The following is a 19,326-nucleotide window of genomic DNA, read 5'->3' on the forward strand; positions in this document are numbered from 1 at the left end:
TTTAAGAGCGCAACCTTTTAGCGATTTCTTGCGCAACATCATAGCCATGATTTAGTGCGGTAGCGATGCTCGCTCCTGATTTGAATAAAATATCGCCCACGATAAATAGATTAGGGATATTGTTGCTCTCTAAATTTTCTTTCACTACAGGGATATTGGTGCTAGGATCTAATTCTAAGGAACAGCGTTTAAAAAACTCTAAAGGGGTAGAGCCGCCGATCGCATACAGCAAGCGATCAAAACTCTCGCTCGTGTTATCGGTGAAATTCACCTTAATTTGAGTGTTATCTTCTTCTAGGCTTTCAATATCCACTCCAAGCTTGCTTTTAAGCGTGTTATTGTTTAGGACTTCTTGCAAGTTTTTAGCGTTGTCTTCATTGATGCGGCTGAATTCTTTTTTGCGGTAATTGAGGGTGGTAGGGGTGGTTTTGCACAAAGCAATGGCGTATTCCACCGCTGAGTTGCCTCCGCCGATCACAAGGGTTTTTTCATTTTCCTTACAATCATTGATGCTAAAAACCACTTGTTTGGAGAGCGCGACAGGGATTTTATAAGTAGGGCGGTTTGGCTGGCCCATTTTCCCGATCGCAACCACCACGAATTTAGCCTGATAGGTTGTATTAGAAGTGGTGGTAACTTTAAACAGCTCGCCCTCTTTTTTCACGCTTTCAATATCGGTTTTATAGCTTGGCGTGATGCGATGCTCTTTTAAAAGGTTAGTGAAATTCTCTAAAGTCTCTTCTTTAAAGCTGTCTTTAAAAGGGATATGCCCTTTAAGCTCTACGACTTGCTTTTTATAATCTTTATCAATCCTTTTACCGGCTTTATAAAACTTCTCTAACATGCCTGAATGGCTTTCGGTTTTTTCGCATAAAAGCACTTTTTTGACGCCGGCTATTTCGCATTCTACGGCCGTGGCAATGCCCCCAGGCCCTGCACCCACTATCAATACATCTAAAATTTCTTGATCCATTCCTATCCTTTTATTTCAATTCTTTTTAATTCTTTTGGCGTTTTTCTTGTAAAATCGCTTCGTTCAAATCGCTCGCGCTGTCATACAACACGCTTTCAAGCATGCGTTTTTCATCGTCAAACTGACCGCTTTTAACCCCCCATAAAAACGCTATTAAGCCTACCAATCCCATAAGCACTGAGACAACTAACATGATGGTTAAAATTTCTGTATTCATCTCTATATCTTTTAGGTTATTAGGATAATGCTGTCATTATACTAAAAGATAGCGTTTAAATCACCAACAGGTTGAATAAGTTTGGATAACATGAAAATAAAAACGAATCAAAAGAGGGTTTTTTATGCAAGAAGCGTTGTTGCGTTTTCAAGAGGGTTTTAAGGAGTGGGGTTATCTTATTTTGTTTTTATATTCTTTAGGGGGCGGGTATGTGGGGATTGTCATCGCTTCTATTTTGAGCGCTACCACGCACGCTTTAGATATGAAAATAACCATTCTTGTCGCTTTTTTAGGGAATATGGTAGGGAGTGGGGCTCTTGTAATCTTTGCCCGCTATCAAAAAAGAGAGTTTTTAAAGTATTTCCAAAAGCATAGAAGAAAGCTTGCTTTAGCGAGTTTGTGGGTGAAACGCTACGCCTTGCTCATGATTTTTGTCAATAAATATTTGTATGGGATTAAAAGCGTTGTGCCTTTGGCGGTTGGTTTTAGCAAATACCCTTTAAAAAGATTTTTATGGCTTAATGTTTTTTCCAGTTTTTTGTGGGCGTTAATCGTGGGGAGCGTTTCTTTTCAAGCGAGCGATTGGGTGAAAACGCTGTATGAAAGGCTTTCTCATTACACTTCGTTTTTTGTGATAAGTTTTGCTCTTATAGCGCTTTTAATATGGTTTTTATTGAAACGATATTCGCGCAAAATGGGTTTTTAAGCAAGATTTTTAATTAAATGCGCTAGACTACGCCCACAAGCATTCGCATGAAAGCGGGTGCGTTAATATCTTAAAAATAAGGATTGAGAACATGGGAAAAATTGGTATCTTTTTTGGGACAGACAGCGGGAACGCTGAAGCTATCGCTGAAAAAATCAGCAAGGCTATTGGTAATGCCGAAGTGGTTGATGTGGCTAAGGCTTCTAAAGATCAATTTAATAGCTTTACAAAGGTTATTCTAGTTGCTCCAACAGCCGGTGCGGGCGATTTGCAAACAGATTGGGAAGACTTTTTAGGCACGCTAGAAGCGAGCGACTTTGCGAATAAAACCATTGGGCTTGTAGGCTTAGGCGATCAAGACACTTACAGCGAAACTTTCGCCGAAGGCATTTTCCACATTTATGAAAAAGCTAAAGCCGGCAAAGTGGTAGGGCAAACTCCCACTGATGGTTATCATTTTGAAGCTTCTAAAGCGGTAGAAGGCGGTAAATTCGTGGGTCTTGTGATTGATGAAGACAATCAAGACGATCTCACTGATGAGAGGATTTCAAAATGGGTAGAACAAGTTAAAGGTTCTTTCGCTTGATCTTTTAAGCCCTAAGTTTTAGGGCTTTTTTTTTTAAACTTCTTTTTATATTTTTGATGCTAGAAATAGACAACCAAACCCCGCTAGAATCAGACTTTTCATTATTAGAAAAAATCGCAAAATTTTTAGCCCCCACTCAAATCATTGAGCTTGTTTTAGTGAGCGATGAAACCATGCGAGAAATCAACAGGGATTTAAGGGGTTGCGATTACGTTACCGATGTTTTGAGCTTCCCTTTAGAAGCGATCCCTCACACCCCTTTAGGGAGCGTGGTGATTAATGCGCCATTAGCTCAAGAAAACGCCCTGAAATTAGGGCATAGATTAGAAGAGGAGATCGCTCTTTTATTCATTCATGGGGTGTTGCACTTGTTAGGCTATGACCATGAAAAAGATAAGGGTGAACAACGCCAAAAAGAGAGCGAACTCATTAAAGCGTTTAACTTGCCTTTGAGTTTGATTGAACGCGCACAGGATTAGGTTTAGATGCTCTACTAATGCTGACAAATAAAGCTTTTAATTTTTAAGAATGGAATTTTTTAAAGCCCTTCATAATAATACGACTGCGTGATACCTTTAATGAGAGTTAAGGGATCGTTGGTATTAGAACTCAAATGCTTTTTTAAAAGCGTTTTGATTTCCAAATCATTCACAGGACTCCTTTCCATTGCGCTCAAATAAGCGGCTTTATCAATCCTATCCCAAAGCACGATTTTTTTCAATTCCTTTTTAAGCAACAAATCAAGCCATATCCTAGTCGCTCTGCCATTACCTTCCAAAAAAGGGTGGGCGATATTCATTTCCACATATTTTTCTATGATTTGATTGAAATTATTTTGCGGCATGCTCTCAATTCTGGGTAAAATCAAATCCAAATACAAGCAGTTAGCGAACCTGAAATTCCCTTTAGAAATATTTTTATCCCTAATTTTCCCGGCAAATTCATACAGCCCTTCAAACAAAAACCGATGGATTTCTTGCAAGCCCTTGATTGTGCCTACTTCTATGGTGTCAATCAGACCGCTTTGGATCAAATGCTTGGCTTTTTCTAAACTCTGCCTGTCTAAATGCATCGCGCTGATTTTTTAAGAGTTCTTTAGAGACGCATTTTTTTCACGCTCTTTTGGCAAGCTTTGATAAACGCTCCCCTAACTCCCTTTTTTTCTAAAACGCTCAAGCCTTCAATCGTTGCGCCTTTAGGGGTGCAAATTTGCTCTATAATCATCTCAGGGCGTTCTTTTTCTAACAGCTTGGCAAAGCCTTTAAAACTCATTTTTACCAATTCTAAAGAATCTTTAGCGTTCAAGCCCTCTCTAATACCGGCATCTTTCAAACTGCTCGCTACCAAGCTCAAAAACGCGAGTGCGCTCCCGTTTGTCGCCACGCTAGAATCAACCTGCTCTTCATTGCCCACTCGCACGCAATTCCCAAAACTCTCAATAATACTCAAAGCCTTTTGGCTTATTAAGGGCATGGGCGATTTTTCACACACCGCCGTAGAAGAGAGGGCGAACTTGCTCGCGATATTGGGCATGCATTTTAAGTAATGTAAAGAATTAATCGCATCACTTAAAGCTTCAAAATTTACCCCGGCTAAAGCGCTCAAAACGCTTTTAGCTTGCCCTTGATAATTAAAATCCTTAAGGTTATAAGGCTTAAACAATAAAAACACGAATTTTTGGTGTATATCAATAGCGTCTTTGTAAGGCACGATTTGAGCTTGAATGTTTTTTTCTTGTAAAAAAGGGGCGATTTTTTCAGGGTTTCGCCCGGTGATCTCTAAAATGAAACGCCTGGATAAAGTTTCATGAGCGCCTTCTAAAATCGCTTGAGCCATATTCCCATAGCCAATGAATTGTAAGATTTCCATGACACACCCTTTTTAAAACCCCATGATGTAATTGATATAGAAAGTATAAAGCCTCCTGTAGCTCACATCAGCCCCAGCACTTCTCAAATACGCTTGATTGATGAGAGGCACTTTGATCCCAAATTCCACGCTCTTTTGGCTTATAACCCCTTGATTGTGGAATTTCTTAGCAAAACGCTTAAATTCCGCAAAATTGGTGCGCACCCCAAAATTCAGCGCCACTTGAAAATTCGTTGAATGGATGTCATTAGCGTTCCCCCAGTTGTCAATGATTTGTTGCCTTAAAGAGCTAAGCCAGGTTGCGCCGCCTAGTTGGACCCCAGCAAATAGCCCAAAATTCAACGCTTTAGTGTTGTAAGTCCTCCTGAATAGATTCCATAAAAAATCCGTGCCTACCCCATAAGCAAAGATATTCGCTTTCACGCTTTGATTGGCTAGGCCTATTTCACTAAAGCCGTAATCAAAGAAAAAATAATGCCTAAGGCCCAATTTCCTAGCCTTACCAAAGAAGTATTTATAGCCCAAACTAACCCCTAAGCCATTGCTCATGCCGTGTTGGGTGCTTTTAGCGGCCGCATACTGGCTTAAAACGGGTTGAGAGCCGTAGTTATTGGCTTGATTTTGCGCGTTTTGAACCTGATTTCTAGCATTAATCATCGCATCAATGAGTTTTTGTTGCACCATAAAGAAGGTTTTATCCCCTAAAAGCTGCCGTAAGGTTTGCGAGAACGCTTGGATCGTGGTGGTGTTAGAAGTGATTTCTTGGAGCAAGGTTAAAATCGCATTAGGGCTAATATCGTTTTGCAAGGCTTGAAACCCTTGAGAAATAGCGCTCGTGATGGCTTGAAAAGCGCTTGTAAGACTAGCATTACTGCTACTATTATCATTATTTTGGATAAACCCGGCGGTTTTAATGAATTCAGTGAGCAGATTAATTAAATTATTCGTATCGCTCACCCCATTTGTAGGGATTGCCCCTAAAAGGTTGATAAGCCCACCGGAGCAAGTAGCGCCACTACTACCGCTACTACACAAATTACTGAGACTGCTGCTATTATTTTTTAGCGCTTCAAAGAATTGTTTTAAGCCGTTTTCAACGCCTTTATTGTTCCCAGAGCTGGCGATAATGTTGGCTATTTTTTGGGCGTCATTATAAACTTTTTGTAAATTGCTGTCGGTTGTGGTGGTGGCGGTAGTGGTGTTTTGTTGTTTGTTGGGTTCATAACAATTCGTTTTATTGCTCCCGCTATTGCATGTTTGATAGGCGTTATTAGTATAAGTCCCTAATTTCCCATCGCTGGCGTCTGTGAGCATTTGGTAGGCTGTGTTGATTTGACTAGTTCCATTTCCGCTTCCGCCACTCGCACCATTGCCCCCATTAACGCCCTTAAGATTTGTGATGATTTGATTGAGCAAACCACCGCTAGTGAGCGTGATTTGTTGGACATTGTAGGTGATGCTGTTCCCACCACTGCTCCCGCTTTGAGTTGTCGCTTGTGTTTGATACCCTAAAGCGTTTTGCAACCCGCTGTAATAAGCCTTAGAATCGGACCACTGCTGATAGCACCAGTTGGCATTACCGGTTCCATTACCATTACTGCATGGATTGTTGGTTGCCCCGCTTGTTTGTTGGGCTTGTTGGCTTTGATCGATCATGTTTTGCATTGAAGTAGGCACTTGCTGGTTAATGGTATTGATGAGCTGGTAAAAATTCGCCCTCAATTGGATGCGTAAATCTTGGTTATTATTAGTAGTTAAATTTTGCGATTGACTCCCATTAGGGTTATTAGTGTTATAAATCGCATTCGCCCAAGCTTGGATATTGCTTTCTTGGTTTTGGAAAGCGCTTTGAATGCTTTGTTGGAAATTGCTGACATTTTGCAATACGGTGTTTAAAGTGCCCATCACCGTGCTGTTAGAAGATTGTGTGGTTGGCCCACTGCTTTGAGCTAAATTGGTCGTTTTGGCTTCTTCTTCATTATTCACCACCACCATCGCTTTTTTGGGAGCGTTGCTTTTAGCTTGAGTATTAGTGGTAGTCCCACTAGTAGGGCTTAAAATATTTTGCAATTGGGCGTTCCCGCTGATGCTCAAACCCCCCGAAGAGTTATTGCATGAGCTTGTCCCAGATTGCGATCCATTAGCGCATAGTATATTGGCGTTTTTTTGCAAATTTTCTTCTGAAGTTTTCAAAGAGTTATAAACGCTCCACACTTGAGAGACAAGGTTAAAAGAATTCACGCCGATCTGCTCTTTGCCGTTGATGGTTTGGACTTTGGAGGTAGCGACTAAAGAATTATCAAAACCGCTTGTGGAACTTGTGGAGCTTGTGGCTGAGCATGAAATCCCGCTAGAAGCATCGCTAGAAAGGCTTCCGGTAGCGCTTGCGCAATCATAGGCGCTGATATTTTGCCCTTGAGCGTTGGTAACGGTGCCGATTTGGTAGTTATTAGAAGTGTTTTTGAGCAAGTTTTTAGGCTCAGTAAAACTGATCCACGAAATTTGTTTTAAGGCGTTATTGTATTGTTCTATCGTGCTTTCATAGGCTTGGAAATTCAAAGCGTTGTGCAAGTTGTTTAAATTATAGGTGGTGTTGTTGATCGCATTGTTGTCTAAAGTGTTGATAGCCACGCTTTGAAGCTTTTGAGCGATGGCTTGGACTTGCTGGTTGGCTTGGTTGTTTGAAGTGGGGGTTGCGGCTAAAGGGGCTAAATTTTGGATGAATTGCTCTAAACACTGGACTTGATTGGCGCAACCATTGGGGTTATTTTGATTATTAGCGCTTAATGTCCCTTGTAAGGTGTTCATTAAAAGGGTGTTGTTGTATTGTTGTTGGTTGTTGCTGTTTGAAGAAGTGGAGCCTAAAATGGAATTGGTTGGATAGAATACGACTTGTCCCGGTGGGTTTAACACCACATGCGTTGAGGTTGTGGTGGGGAAAACCCCTACCCCTAAAGTGTTTAAAGCGTTAACAAGAGCGCTCACGTAAGTGGTATTATTGCTAGAGGCATTCACCGCATCGGTTAGATTGGAGAGTAAGGATTGCGCGTAAGTGGTGCTAGTGGTTTTAGTGATGCTGTGTTCAATTTGTTGCAACAATTCTGTCATGGATTGTGCAGTGTTTTGGAGCTGGGCTTTGACTTCTTTAGTGTTGTTGCTAGGATTAAGGCTATTGATAGAGCTAATGATATTAGTGCTTAGCGCGATGCCCTGATCAAACGCGCTTTGGGTGTTAGAAAGGAGTTTGGCTGTGATTTGTGAAGAGTGGGCTTTTAAGGGATCAGAGCTTCCTTTAAGCCCTATGATTTGCTGGGAAATGCTAGAGATTTGACGGCTAGAATAAAAGTCTTTTCTTTTGCCAATTTGATTCAAGATGTTAGAAATGCCCTCTAGTTGGTTGCCCACCGTGTTACTCACGCCATAACCTAAAGCGTCAATGACGCTTTGAGAGCTTAAAGTGATTAAACCGGTAGTAGGCCCTGCAATATTGATCGCGCTTTGGGTTACGCTGTTGATGATGTTTTGATTTTCTAAGAGTTGTTTGTTATTGATGAATTGTTGCGTGCCGCCGATTTGATAGCCTACAGACATATACCAGCCATTGTCTTCAGCTAAGAGAGAGCCAATTAAAAAGAGTGGTATGAATTTTTTAGCTTTTTTTATCATAATTTTCCCTTATTTTGTTTAATCAAAAGCCTATGTTGTAGCCCACATAAAAACTAAAGGCTCTTCTATACTTCGCTGTAACGCCTTCTGATTGGTAATAGGTGTGATAAAGCACCGGTATTTTAAGGCCAAATTCTATCCCTTGAGAAAAACGAGATCTTTTTTGATGAGCGATTTTGGAAAAATTAGTCCTTATGCCTAAATCAAAAAGGAATTGGAAAGAAGTGTCCTTAGGCTTAAGATGGTTGCCATCCACTTGATCTAAAAAGTTCGTTTTCCAGGTTTGCCCTGCAAGTTGGATGCCGGCAAAAAAACCTATATCTATCGCTTCAGTCCCTCTTTTTCGGGTAAAAACATTATAAAGAAAGTCTGTGCCTGCACCATAGCTAGAGAGGGTGGCTTTCACTAAAGAAGATCCTGTGCCAAATTGAGCGTAACCAAAATCATAAAAGCCATAATACCTAAGCCCAAACATGCGCTTTTTGCCAAAGAATTGCTTATAGCCTATTTTCACGCCAAAGCCGTTCATGTTATTAGAATTAGAGTTATGCTCCAAAAAATTCCTAGCAAAGCCCATTTGATAGACTTGATTCACTTTAGTTTGCATTTCATCAATCACCCCACCAATCACTGCTTTAGAGCGATAAAGCCCATAAGCCATTAAAGTTTTTGCCGTGGGGGAATAGGGGTTGGCTAAGATCCTGTCTATTTGCGCGGGGGTGGGGGCGTTTGTGGCTTGCTCTAGTTGGTTCATGATCACTTTTTGTTCTTGCTGGGCTTGTTGTGGGGTTAATTGTGGGGTTTGATGATTAGCACCATTCAATTGCCCCCCATAATTAGGCAAGAAATTCAAACCTTTATTGTTTAAATCCAAATAGGGGGCGACCCAATTGGTGATGAAATCCCCATACGATACGGTGTTATTGAGCAAGCTTTTCCCATAGTTGATCGCATCTTGCATCTGGCTATAGCTTGAAGTGCCTGTCAGTTTAGCGGCTTTATTGGCGAAATTTTGCATGCCTGAAAAAATCATGGAAGCGGTGATGCCATTAGCGATGATGCTATCGGCTAAATAATAGACTGCCGAGCTGGGGTGGTAGGTGTATTGGCCATTGCCTGATCCAATTGTCGCTCCAGCGGGTAAGTTTTTTAAGGGCGCTTGCGTGGTGTTGCCGTTTTTGGTGTAATAACCTAGGCCGCTAAAGCTTTGGTAGCCTTGTTGGGAATCGCTACCATTAGGGGCTTTATTATAAGTGAAGCCAAATTGCTTTTCATTGGCTAAGCCCCCTAAAATCCCTGCTTGCATTAAAGCCTGGAAGATGTTTTGGGCGTTTTGAGCGATAGATTTAGCTTCATTGGTAGCGGTGCATTGGTTTTGAGTGTTGCAAATGGTTTGATTGTTGCTTGCTGTGGCTAAGCCGTCTTGTAAAAGGTGTTGCAAGACTTCAGGGCTAAAATTCACGGAATTACCGCTATTAAAAGATTTATTCGTTAAGGTTTGGTTATACCAGAGCGTGGTTAAAGCGGTGGTAATATCGTTATTGAGAGCGTCCATGACATTGGCTAGGCCTTCAGGTAAAGCAATAACGGTGCTTTGATTGCCAAATTTGACGTTAAAGACTTTGGCGTTAGAAAGATTTTCAGGGTTACGGATTAAAGTCTCGCCGATGAGTTGGGTGAGTTTGTTTAAATTATTGACTAGAGATTGCATATCAAAGGTGGCATTGACATTGCCTCTTGGGGGGTTGTTGCCTGTATCGCCGTTAGTATTACTTGATCCGTTTTTATAGCCACCCGCATAGAGCAAACATCTTTTAGAAGGATCAGGGCAGAGCATTTGCATTAAAACCCTCGTTTGTTGGCCCATCGCTTCTAAATAATAGGCTAAAGGCACCGCCGCAGATTCTAGAGCGATAGCGTTTTGGCGGATGTAGGTGGATGCGGCTTGACTGGCGTTAAGCCCTGAGTTATCCACCCTTTGAACGGCTAGAGAAGTTTGATAACTCACCCCCATAAAAAACCCGTCATCTTCTGCCGCTAAGGGATTGAGAAAAAATAAGGGGAGTAGGCTAGAATAGATAAGCCATTTTTTATTAAAAACAAAGTTTTGCAAGGGGTTATCCTTTTCTTTTTAAAAGATTTGAGCTATCCTAAATTTTATCTTATTTATCGCTTAAGTTTAATGGTTAGTCGCTTAATTGTTGATTAAAATGGGCTATTTTAGGTGCTCAAAATCGTTTCAATAATGGTTTTTGCGCCGTCTTTAGCGATTTTTTGCTGCAATTTGGTGCTGATGGTGGTTAGGTTTTTGTTGCCTTGATCGTCTTTTTGGTTGAGCTTTCTAATGACTTCAAAGAGTTTTTTAGGCAATAATTCATTTTGAGGCGCAACATAGCATAGGTTTTCTTTTTCAAATTCTAAGACATTGTAATACTGGTGGTTATTGCTCGCAAAAGGGTAGGGGATAAAAATCGTGGGTAAGCCATTGGCACACAATTCCCACACGCTACTCGCTCCGGCTCTGCTCACACACAAATCCGCTCTATGCATGACTTCTATGATGTTGTTGTGGAAAGCGAACAATTCTACCTTGTCCAACAGCCCCAATTCCTGGTAAAAAAAACGCACTTGTTCATAAGAATTGGGGCCGCAAATGTGCGTGATCTTAATCCCTTGTTTGGTGAGTTTAGGAGCGTTTAATAAAGCGAATTCATTGATCGCTTTTGCCCCTTGCGAACCGCCTAAAAATAAAATGTGCTTGATTTCAGTGCGAGTCCTAGCAAAATCAAAAAAAGCGTTTTGCACAGGATAGGAGGTTAAAACATGATTTCCTTTATCTTTAAAGGCATAGCTTGAAAACACCGCTTTAGTTTTGGGGGAAAGATAGCGATTAAGAGAGCCTTTAATCGCATTTTGCTCATGGATATAAAGGGGTATTTTATTGAGCAAGCTTGCAAAACTCGCCGGCCCTGCGCTAAACCCTCCCACGCTAATGGTGTGCGTGATCTGGTGTTTTTTTAAGATTTCTTTAGCCTTAAATGCGGCTTTAGCTTGCAAGAATAAAGAATTTATTTTTTTAAAAAAGCTCTTATTGACCACGCCTTGCGTGTTGAAAAAATAGCGTTCGCTAAATAGGGGGCTATTTTCAAACCATTCTTTATCCTGCCCATAAGTGGAGCCTAGATAAATGGCCTCTACGCCTTGCTTTTCTAATTCTATGGCTAAGGCTTTAGCGATAGAGAGATGCCCCCCTGTGCCTCCCCCTGTAAGAGCGAATTTCATGCTAAAAACCTTACGCTCGTTCTCTTTCTTGAATCACAAAGCTTTTTAAAGGGTCTCTAAAGCCAAAATCCGGATAATCCATCATAGAAAGCGCCACTTGAGCGCCAAAGCCATTTTTGGAATTAAACACTAAAGGGGCTAAGAAATTAACCATAGAATCTTCTAAATTTTTTTGCAACACGACCACGCAATACACCTCTACTTTGGAATGAGAATCTAATTCTAGCAGTAATTCTATGTATTTGGGTATCACAAAGCTGTATTCCCTCAAACAATAAGGATTCACTAAAACCATATCCAACGCCATGGGGGAATTGGTTTGACCAATTAATCGGCTGAATAAGGAATCAATTTTTTCCAAACGCACTTCACTAATATGCTCAAATCCTAAAATAGGGGCTTTTAAAAAGTAATTCACTGGACTATCCTTTTTAATTTAAATGCTTTGTTGTATAATTCTGAAAAAATACGCAACAATTAAAAGCGTAAAAGCAAAAGGCGTTCCAAAATCCAACCATTTTTTAAGGAACGCTCTATTTTAGGATAATAATAATAATGAAACAAGAACCCACCACCTACCAACCAGAAGAGATAGAAAAAAAGATTTATGAAATTTGCTCTCATAGGGGGTATTTTGAAATCAATGGCAATGAAAAAATTCAAGAAAAAAACAAACGATTTTGCTTGATGATGCCCCCTCCTAATGTGACCGGTATCTTACACATAGGGCATGCCCTAACTTTAAGCTTGCAAGATATTTTAGCGCGTTATAAGCGCATGGACGGGTATAAGACTTTGTATCAGCCTGGGTTGGATCACGCTGGCATTGCGACGCAAAATGTCGTGGAAAAGCAGCTTTTAAGTCAAGGGATTAAAAAAGAAGATTTAGGGCGTGAAGAGTTCGTTCAAAAAGTGTGGGAATGGAAAGAAAAGAGCGGAGGAGCGATTTTAGAGCAAATGAAGCGTTTAGGCGTGAGCGCGGCTTTTTCTAGGACTCGTTTCACGATGGATAAGGGCTTGCAAAGAGCGGTTAAATTGGCGTTTTTGAAATGGTATGAAAAAGGTCTCATTATTCAAGATAATTACATGGTGAATTGGTGCACTAAAGACGGGGCGTTGAGCGATATTGAAGTGGAGTATGAAGAGCGTAAGGGGGCGTTGTATTATATTAGATATTATTTAGAAAATCAAAAAGATTATTTAGTGGTGGCCACCACACGCCCTGAAACTTTGTTTGGCGATAGTGCGCTTATGGTCAATCCTAACGATGAGAGATACAGGCATTTAGTGGGGCAAAAAGTGATCCTGCCTTTAATCCATCGCGCAATCCCTATTATCGCTGATGCGCATGTAGAAATGGAGTTTGGCACAGGGTGTGTGAAGGTTACCCCTGGGCATGATTTTAACGATTATGAAGTGGGCAAACGCCACCATTTGGAGGCGATTAAAATCTTTGATGAAAAGGGGATTTTAAACGCGCATTGCGGGGAATTTGAGAACTTGGAGCGATTAGAAGCCAGAGATAAGGTCGTAGAAAAATTAAAAGAAAACGCCTTATTGGAAAAGATAGAAGAGCATGTGCATCAAGTGGGGCATTGTTATCGTTGTCATAATGTGGTAGAGCCTTATGTGTCTAAGCAATGGTTTGTCAAGCCTGAAATCGCTCAAAGTTCTATTGAAAAAATCCAACAAGGTTTGGCGCGATTCTACCCTTCTAATTGGATCAATAATTATAACGCTTGGATGAGGGAATTACGCCCTTGGTGTATCAGCAGGCAATTGTTTTGGGGGCATCAAATACCGGTATTCACTTGCGAGAATAACCACCAGTTCGTAAGCCTAGATGCTCCCTTAAATTGCCCTACTTGCAAGAGCGAAAAATTAGAGCAAGATAAAGATGTGCTAGACACATGGTTTAGTTCAGGGCTATGGGCGTTCTCTACTCTGGGGTGGGGGCAAGAAAAAAGCGGTTTGTTTAATGAAAACGATTTGAAAGATTTCTACCCTAACACCACGCTCATTACCGGGTTTGACATCCTCTTTTTTTGGGTGGCTAGGATGCTCTTTTGCAGCGAATCGCTTTTAGGCGAATTGCCTTTTAAAGACATTTACTTGCACGCCTTAGTGAGAGATGAAAAGGGCGAAAAAATGAGCAAATCTAAAGGTAATGTGATCGATCCTTTAGAGATGATAGAAAAATACGGCGCGGATAGCTTGCGTTTCACTTTAGCCAATTTGTGCGCTACGGGCAGAGACATCAAGCTTTCTACTACGCATTTAGAAAATAACAAGAATTTCGCCAACAAGATTTTCAATGCGGTGAGTTACTTGAAACTCAAACAAGAAGCTTTCAAAGACAGGGAGCGTTTGAACGAATACCAAACGGCTTTGGGGCGTTATGCGAAATCGCACTTGAATCTTGTTACTAAAGAGGTTCGTAACGCTTTAGACAATTATCGTTTTAATGACGCCACGACTTTGTTATACCGCTTTTTGTGGGGGGAATTTTGCGATTGGTTCATTGAATTTTCTAAAGTGGAAAATGAAGCGATAGACGAGTTAGGGAGCGTGTTAAAAGAGGCCTTAAAACTCCTGCACCCTTTCATGCCCTTTATCAGCGAGTCTTTATACCACAAGCTCAGTAACACGGAACTAGAAAACACTCATTCTATCATGGTCATGCCTTACCCTAAAGATTTAGCACAAGATGAAAAATTAGAGCATGAATTTGAAGTGATTAAAGATTGCATTGTGTCTTTAAGGCGTTTAAAAATCATGCTAGAAACCCCACCGATTGTTTTAAAAGAAGCGAGCGTGGGATTAAGGGAAGCCATAGAAAACACAGAGCGTTTGCAAACTTACGCCCAAAAATTAGCGAGGTTAGAAAAAGTCAGCGTGATTAGTTCTAAGCCTTTAAAGAGCGTGAGCGATGTGGGGGAATTTTGCCAGACTTATGCAAATTTAGAAAATCTTGATTTAAGCCCGCTTGTTGTGCGTTTGAAAAAGCAGTTGGAAAAATTGGAAAAAGAAAAATTAAAACTCAATTTGCACAATGAAAATTTTGTCAAAAACGCGCCTAAAAGCGTGCTAGAAAAAGCCAAAGAGAGTTTAAAAACGCTTTTAGAAAAAGAAAGTAAAATTAAACAAGAATTGGACTTGTTAGAACAACCATAATAAAAGGATAGAAAATGTTTCAAGCGTTAAGCGATGGGTTTAAAAACGCGCTCAATAAAATCCGCTTTCAAGATGATGAAAAAGCGCTAGACAGAGCGTTAGATGAATTGAAAAAAACGCTTTTAAAAAACGATGTGCATCATAAAGTGGCTAGAGAATTGCTCAAAAAAGTGGAAAGCCAGACTAAACTTAGTGGCATTGGTAAGCAGCAATTTTTAGACGCTTTAGAAAAGAGTTTGTTAGAAATTTTAAACGCTAAAGGGAGCAGTGGTTTTACTTTCGCTCAAACGCCCCCCACCGTGGTTTTAATGGCCGGTTTGCAAGGGAGCGGTAAGACAACCACAACCGCTAAACTCGCTCATTATTTAAAAACCAAAAATAAAAAAGTGCTTTTATGCGCATGCGATTTGCAACGCCTAGCGGCAGTGGAGCAATTAAAGGTTTTGGGCGAACAGGTGGGCGTGGAAGTTTTTTATGAAGAAAATAAAAGCGTGAAAGAAATCGCTAGCAACGCTTTAAAAAGGGCTAAAGAAGCGCAATTTGATGTTTTGCTCGTGGATAGCGCGGGGCGTTTAGCCATCGATAAAGAGCTTATGCAAGAATTAAAAGAAGTCAAAGAAGTCTTAAACCCCCATGAAGTGCTGTATGTTGCAGACGCCTTGAGCGGGCAAGATGGGGTCAAAAGCGCGAACACCTTTAATGAAGAAATAGGCGTGAGTGGGGTGGTGTTAAGCAAATTTGATAGCGATTCTAAAGGGGGTATCGCCTTAGGCATCGCTTACCAATTAGGCTTACCCTTGCGTTTTATTGGGAGCGGGGAAAAAATCCCTGATTTAGATGTGTTTGTGCCTGAAAGAATCGTGGGGCGTTTGATGGGGGCTGGAGATATTGTCTCGCTCGCTGAAAAAACCGCTAGCGTTTTAAACCCTAATGAAGCCAAAGATTTGAGCAAAAAACTCAAAAAAGGGCAATTCACTTTCAATGATTTTTTAAACCAGATTGAAAAAGTGAAAAAATTAGGCTCTATGAGTTCTCTAATCTCTATGATTCCAGGTTTAGGGAATATGGCAAACGCGCTAAAAGACACGGATTTAGAAAGCTCTTTAGAAGTGAAAAAAATCAAGGCCATGGTCAATTCCATGACCAAAAAAGAGCAAGAAAACCCCGAGATTTTAAACGGCAGCCGAAGAAAAAGGATCGCTTTAGGGAGTGGCTTAGAAGTGTCTGAAATCAACCGCATCATCAAACGCTTTGATCAAGCGAGCAAAATGGCGAAACGCTTAACGAATAAAAAGGGCATTAGCGATTTGATGAATCTAATGAGTCAGGCTAAAAATCAAACACCCCCTAAAATGCGCTAACTTTTAAGCATGTTTTAGGCGCTTTTGTTGTATAATCCCAAATTTAATACGAATATTTTAGGAGATTTTTGTAATGACAGTCATTAGACTCACGCGCATTGGGAGAAAGAAAAAGCCTTTTTACAGAGTGGTGGTAACCGATTCTAGGAAAAGAAGGGATGGAGGTTGGATTGAATCCATTGGGTATTACAACCCTTTAAGCGAGCCTAAAGATATTAAAATTGATAAGGAGCGCTTGAATTACTGGAAAGGCGTGGGGGCTAAAATGAGCGAGAGGGTAGAAAAACTTTCTCAAAAAGCCTAAGGTTTTGTGAGGTTAAATGTGCGAATTAGATCCTTTGAACACGCCTTTTTCTCAAGCTGAGTGTAAGGACCGTTCGTATTGCGTGGCAACTTTTTTAGAAAAATATTTAAAAAAGGTTGTGTCTTTTCCGCAAGCTTTGAGCGTAGAGCACACGCTTTTAGAAGATAAAGTCAAACAAATCACTATTTATACCCACCCATCAGACATGGGGCATGTGATCGGTAAAGAGGGCAAAATGGTGAGCGCGATTAAGGCGTTTGTTTCTGGTGTGAAAGCCAAAGACGGGTTTTCTTATAAAATCGTTGTTTTTGCTAGTAAAAACGGCGATAAAAGTCCCCATGTTTTAGGCGATCAGACGCCTTGAATGGTTTCTATGCTTTTAGTGGGTAGAATTGGTAAAAGCGTGGGGCTTAATGGGGGGTTAAAGCTTCATTTAGAGAGCGATTTTCCGGAGTGTTTAAAAAAAGGCGTTAAGGTGAGTGCCGCTCCCTTGAACGCTTTCTCTTTTGCTTCTTCTTTTAAAGAATATATAATCCATTCTTATGAACATGCCAAAAACCTGTTGTTTTTAGAAACGATCCAAACGCCTGAAAAGGCTAAAGAGCTGACTAATTTAGGGCTTTTTATGAGCGAAGCAGAGAGCAAAAAACTCTGTGTTTTAAAAGAGGGGGAGTTTTTTTATTGCGATTTAGTAGGGCTTAGCGTGGTGGAAGAAAACGAGATTCTAGGAAAAGTCATAGAAATCCAAAGGATTTCTCAAACAGATTATTTTCTGGTTGAAACCACGAGAAGTTTGGTTGAAAAAGGTTTGGCTAAGATTTTTTTAATCCCTTATAGGGATTTTTATGTCAAAGAAATCCTTTTGCAAGACAAAAAAATAACCACCCATAACGCTAAAACGCTTTTAGAGAATAGTTGAGTGAAATTCAGCGTTTTGACCCTTTTCCCGCAACTCGTATGGCCTTATTTTGAAGATTCTATTTTAAAAAGAGCGTTAGAAAAAAATCTTTTTGAATTAGAAGTGTTAAACCTTAGGGATTTTAGCGCTAATAAATATCAAAAAGCGGATCACGCGCTCATTGGTGGGGGTGCAGGGCAAATTTTAGACTCTGAAATGATAGAAAACGCGCTCCATTCTGTTAAAAACCCTAAACACACGATTTTTTTAAGCGCAGTGGGCAAGCCTTTCAAGCAAATAGACGCGATGCGTTTGGCTCAAAAAAAGCATGTCGTTTTGGTGTGCGGGCGTTATGAGGGCTTTGATGAACGCTCTATTGAACTTGACGCTGATGAGGTTTTTTGTATAGGCGATTTTATTTTAACAGGGGGCGAGCTTGGGGCGTTGTGCTTGATAGATAGTATCGCTCGCCACATTCAAGGGGTTTTGGGTAACGCTCAATCTTTAGAAAATGAGAGCTTTGAAAACCATTATTTGGAAGCCCCTAATTTCGCTAACGCTGTTTTTAAATCCAAAGAAATCAATAAAATCCCTGCACCTTTAGAATATTCTAAAGGAAATCATGCTAGAATAAAGCAACTAAAACTTGATTTGTCAAAATTAAGGACGAAATTTTACCGCCTTGATTTATTCAAACAGCACAAATCATGAAATTGACATTAAGGAAAACACATGAAAAACCGCTACATTCAGCAGTTTGAAGACGCTCAATTAAAAGACAAGACCATGCCAGCATTTAAAGCCGGCGATACTTTGAGATTGGGTATTACCATTAAAGAAGGCGAAAAAACGCGAACTCAGTATTTTGAAGGCGTGTGCATTGCGATTAGAGGCAATGGCGTGGATAAGACTTTTTGCGTGCGTAAAATAGGGGCTAACAATATCGGCGTGGAGAAAATTTTCCCTTTTTATAGCGAAAGTTTGGCGAGCGTTGAGGTGTTGCGTGTGGGTAGGGTGCGTCGCGCGAAGCTCTACTACTTGCGCGATAGGAGAGGTAAGGCAGCAAGGATTAAAGAGGTCCGCCATTAATTTCTGTTAAGATTCTTTTTTAAAAAGACCGATTAGGAAGACATTTCTGGTTTTTAAGGGTTAGAATGAGTTTTTAACCCTTGTTTTTTTTAGGAATAGTTTTTCTTTTTAGCTTTTGTTACCAACTTTTTTAAAACTTTGCGTTAGCGTTCGTTTTTTTCAAGGCAAAATTTCAATAATTTTTTTCTCTACTTGCTATCTGTTAAACTGAATTTTTGGCTCTAATGGGGCGTTGGTTGTCAAATTTAAAAAGGCTTTGAGTGTCTGTATTGGATGAGAACAGAACCTTTATTTTCTTTAAAAAACAAGGCATGTTTAGATCCCCATGCTATACTCAACCCTTATGGCAAAATTCATATTTTGGGAGAAAACATGGGAAAAACTGAAACCACGATTTTTGTGGATTGAGAAAATCTCCTCGCCGATTTGAAAGCAATCCAAGAAACGGATGAGCGTTTAAAAGAGCCTAATTTTAATTTCAACAATCCCGATCAACTCTTAGCGTTAATCCGTTCGTTTTTGGAGCCTGAAGAGGAATTGAAGCGGATCTACTTTTATGCGTCTGAGCCTTTCACAGAAGCCGAGCCAAGGATCACCGGCAAGGGCAAAGAAGACCTTGAAAAACTCAAAAAGGACTATCCTGAACATTATGAGAAAAAGGTAAAGACATCAGAGAATATCCAAAAATTCAACCACAATATCGCCCAACAAAATCAAGTGACATTACGAGTCGGTCGGGTAAAATACAAGTTCGAGAACATATCCGAAGTAAGAAAGACACTTTGGCATGGAAATTAGAACCAACCAAGAGCGATTAGACTTGCGTCAAAAACAAATTGATGTGCTGTTGGCACACGATATTACCAAGCTATATTGCACCAAACAAGGAGGGTGTATTTTGCTGTTCAGCAAGGATACCGATTTTGTGCCTGTGTTAGAAGCCGCTTGGGAGAAAGGCTTTGAAGTCTTCATCGCCAAAATTTAAAGAAAGCCCCATTTCTGTCCCTTCAGACTTGAAGAAGTCTTGCGATGTGAGAGAGCGCAGTGTCGCTGAAATTGTAGCCAAGTTGCCTAAAAGTCAGCACTCCCTCAAGAAAAAGAACTTTCCCCCCAAAGATCCTTTTAACAACCCATTTAAAGACCAATTATCTAAAAATAAGAAGTAACGCGCTTCCCCACACCAAGGGGAAGGGTCAAGATA

The 19,326-nt window shown here is 40.5% G+C and carries 18 protein-coding genes and 1 pseudogene; 11 read left to right on the forward strand and 8 right to left on the reverse strand.

Annotation, left to right across the window (positions count from 1 at the left end; genetic code table 11):
- Position 1: 1 nt before the first annotated feature.
- The gene (locus DQL14_RS03305) at positions 2–973 is read right to left on the reverse strand and encodes an NAD(P)-binding domain-containing protein (protein WP_108169811.1); all 972 of its coding nucleotides are present in this window, start codon (positions 971–973) and stop codon (positions 2–4) included.
- A gap of 25 nt (positions 974–998) precedes the next feature.
- On the reverse strand, positions 999–1,190 hold the full coding sequence (ccoS, locus tag DQL14_RS03310) for a cbb3-type cytochrome oxidase assembly protein CcoS (protein WP_001090949.1): 192 nt from the start codon (positions 1,188–1,190) through the stop codon (positions 999–1,001).
- 124 nt (positions 1,191–1,314) lie between these two features.
- Between ccoS and DQL14_RS03315 the strand changes: the two genes are divergently transcribed.
- The 3 genes from DQL14_RS03315 to ybeY all read left to right on the forward strand — a co-directional run bounded on the left by DQL14_RS03315 (position 1,315) and on the right by ybeY (position 2,961).
- Entirely contained in the window at positions 1,315–1,896 is a 582-nt protein-coding gene (locus DQL14_RS03315) for a DedA family protein (RefSeq protein WP_108169812.1), read from the forward strand.
- Positions 1,897–1,987: 91 nt separating this feature from the next.
- Positions 1,988–2,482 (forward strand): flavodoxin, encoded by a 495-nt coding sequence (locus DQL14_RS03320; RefSeq protein WP_079359301.1) that lies wholly within the window; start codon positions 1,988–1,990, stop codon positions 2,480–2,482.
- A 56-nt stretch (positions 2,483–2,538) separates the two neighbouring features.
- Complete coding sequence (ybeY, locus tag DQL14_RS03325; RefSeq protein WP_108169813.1) at positions 2,539–2,961, forward strand: rRNA maturation RNase YbeY; 423 nt, start codon at positions 2,539–2,541, stop codon at positions 2,959–2,961.
- Positions 2,962–3,020: 59 nt separating this feature from the next.
- Here the strand turns inward: ybeY and fic are convergent, their stop codons facing one another.
- From fic to fliW, 6 genes are all read right to left on the reverse strand, one after another.
- Positions 3,021–3,554 carry a protein adenylyltransferase Fic gene (gene fic, locus DQL14_RS03330; RefSeq protein ID WP_000549892.1) on the reverse strand — a complete coding sequence of 178 codons (534 nt, stop codon included), beginning with the start codon at positions 3,552–3,554 and terminating at the stop codon, positions 3,021–3,023.
- A 23-nt stretch (positions 3,555–3,577) separates the two neighbouring features.
- Positions 3,578–4,351 (reverse strand): pyrroline-5-carboxylate reductase, encoded by a 774-nt coding sequence (gene proC, locus DQL14_RS03335; RefSeq protein WP_108169814.1) that lies wholly within the window; start codon positions 4,349–4,351, stop codon positions 3,578–3,580.
- Between the two features lie 12 nt (positions 4,352–4,363).
- Positions 4,364–8,017: a Hop family outer membrane protein HopL gene (gene hopL / locus DQL14_RS03340; protein ID WP_108169815.1), complete on the reverse strand. Its 3,654-nt coding sequence runs from the start codon at positions 8,015–8,017 to the stop codon at positions 4,364–4,366.
- A gap of 22 nt (positions 8,018–8,039) precedes the next feature.
- Positions 8,040–10,130 (reverse strand): Hop family outer membrane protein HopI, encoded by a 2,091-nt coding sequence (gene hopI / locus DQL14_RS03345; RefSeq protein WP_108169816.1) that lies wholly within the window; start codon positions 10,128–10,130, stop codon positions 8,040–8,042.
- A 107-nt stretch (positions 10,131–10,237) separates the two neighbouring features.
- A complete protein-coding gene (murG, locus tag DQL14_RS03350) occupies positions 10,238–11,299 on the reverse strand; it encodes an undecaprenyldiphospho-muramoylpentapeptide beta-N-acetylglucosaminyltransferase (protein ID WP_108169817.1) in 1,062 nt (353 codons plus the stop codon).
- Between the two features lie 10 nt (positions 11,300–11,309).
- Positions 11,310–11,717: a flagellar assembly protein FliW gene (gene fliW / locus DQL14_RS03355; protein WP_108169818.1), complete on the reverse strand. Its 408-nt coding sequence runs from the start codon at positions 11,715–11,717 to the stop codon at positions 11,310–11,312.
- A 137-nt stretch (positions 11,718–11,854) separates the two neighbouring features.
- Here fliW and valS point away from each other — a divergent pair, with 137 nt between their 5' ends.
- The 8 genes and pseudogenes from valS to DQL14_RS08830 all read left to right on the forward strand — a co-directional run bounded on the left by valS (position 11,855) and on the right by DQL14_RS08830 (position 19,291).
- Positions 11,855–14,473, forward strand: coding sequence for a valine--tRNA ligase (gene valS / locus DQL14_RS03360; protein ID WP_162296854.1), 2,619 nt, complete (start codon positions 11,855–11,857; stop codon positions 14,471–14,473).
- Between the two features lie 14 nt (positions 14,474–14,487).
- Positions 14,488–15,834: a signal recognition particle protein gene (gene ffh / locus DQL14_RS03365; protein ID WP_108169820.1), complete on the forward strand. Its 1,347-nt coding sequence runs from the start codon at positions 14,488–14,490 to the stop codon at positions 15,832–15,834.
- Between the two features lie 73 nt (positions 15,835–15,907).
- Complete coding sequence (gene rpsP, locus DQL14_RS03370) at positions 15,908–16,138, forward strand: 30S ribosomal protein S16 (protein ID WP_000216125.1); 231 nt, start codon at positions 15,908–15,910, stop codon at positions 16,136–16,138.
- 16 nt (positions 16,139–16,154) lie between these two features.
- Positions 16,155–16,502 (forward strand): KH domain-containing protein, encoded by a 348-nt coding sequence (locus tag DQL14_RS03375; RefSeq protein ID WP_108169821.1) that lies wholly within the window; start codon positions 16,155–16,157, stop codon positions 16,500–16,502.
- Positions 16,503–17,057: a ribosome maturation factor RimM gene (gene rimM, locus DQL14_RS03380; protein ID WP_108169822.1), complete on the forward strand. Its 555-nt coding sequence runs from the start codon at positions 16,503–16,505 to the stop codon at positions 17,055–17,057. It abuts the gene before it with no gap.
- Complete coding sequence (trmD, locus tag DQL14_RS03385) at positions 17,058–17,747, forward strand: tRNA (guanosine(37)-N1)-methyltransferase TrmD (RefSeq protein WP_108169823.1); 690 nt, start codon at positions 17,058–17,060, stop codon at positions 17,745–17,747.
- Positions 17,748–17,768: 21 nt separating this feature from the next.
- Entirely contained in the window at positions 17,769–18,125 is a 357-nt protein-coding gene (gene rplS, locus DQL14_RS03390; RefSeq protein WP_000797699.1) for a 50S ribosomal protein L19, read from the forward strand.
- A gap of 426 nt (positions 18,126–18,551) precedes the next feature.
- A pseudogene (locus DQL14_RS08830) lies at positions 18,552–19,291 on the forward strand (NYN domain-containing protein).
- Positions 19,292–19,326: the final 35 nt, after the last annotated feature.

This window comes from Helicobacter pylori NCTC 11637 = CCUG 17874 = ATCC 43504 = JCM 12093 (assembly GCF_900478295.1).
GTDB classification, from domain to species: domain Bacteria; phylum Campylobacterota; class Campylobacteria; order Campylobacterales; family Helicobacteraceae; genus Helicobacter; species Helicobacter pylori.

Excerpts from the sequence above, each read along its gene's own strand:
- murG (WP_108169817.1), bottom strand. The coding sequence starts at position 11,299 with ATGAAATTCGCTCTTACAGGGGGAGGCACAGGGGGGCATCTCTCTATC.
- rimM (WP_108169822.1), top strand. The coding sequence starts at position 16,503 with ATGGTTTCTATGCTTTTAGTGGGTAGAATTGGTAAAAGCGTGGGGCTT.
- valS (WP_162296854.1), top strand. The coding sequence starts at position 11,855 with ATGAAACAAGAACCCACCACCTACCAACCAGAAGAGATAGAAAAAAAG.
- DQL14_RS03320 (WP_079359301.1), top strand. The coding sequence starts at position 1,988 with ATGGGAAAAATTGGTATCTTTTTTGGGACAGACAGCGGGAACGCTGAA.
- rplS (WP_000797699.1), top strand. The coding sequence starts at position 17,769 with ATGAAAAACCGCTACATTCAGCAGTTTGAAGACGCTCAATTAAAAGAC.
- proC (WP_108169814.1), bottom strand. The coding sequence starts at position 4,351 with ATGGAAATCTTACAATTCATTGGCTATGGGAATATGGCTCAAGCGATT.
- DQL14_RS03305 (WP_108169811.1), bottom strand. The coding sequence starts at position 973 with ATGGATCAAGAAATTTTAGATGTATTGATAGTGGGTGCAGGGCCTGGG.
- fic (WP_000549892.1), bottom strand. The coding sequence starts at position 3,554 with ATGCATTTAGACAGGCAGAGTTTAGAAAAAGCCAAGCATTTGATCCAA.
- ybeY (WP_108169813.1), top strand. The coding sequence starts at position 2,539 with ATGCTAGAAATAGACAACCAAACCCCGCTAGAATCAGACTTTTCATTA.
- ffh (WP_108169820.1), top strand. The coding sequence starts at position 14,488 with ATGTTTCAAGCGTTAAGCGATGGGTTTAAAAACGCGCTCAATAAAATC.
- DQL14_RS03375 (WP_108169821.1), top strand. The coding sequence starts at position 16,155 with ATGTGCGAATTAGATCCTTTGAACACGCCTTTTTCTCAAGCTGAGTGT.
- hopL (WP_108169815.1), bottom strand. The coding sequence starts at position 8,017 with ATGATAAAAAAAGCTAAAAAATTCATACCACTCTTTTTAATTGGCTCT.
- rpsP (WP_000216125.1), top strand. The coding sequence starts at position 15,908 with ATGACAGTCATTAGACTCACGCGCATTGGGAGAAAGAAAAAGCCTTTT.
- DQL14_RS03315 (WP_108169812.1), top strand. The coding sequence starts at position 1,315 with ATGCAAGAAGCGTTGTTGCGTTTTCAAGAGGGTTTTAAGGAGTGGGGT.
- ccoS (WP_001090949.1), bottom strand. The coding sequence starts at position 1,190 with ATGAATACAGAAATTTTAACCATCATGTTAGTTGTCTCAGTGCTTATG.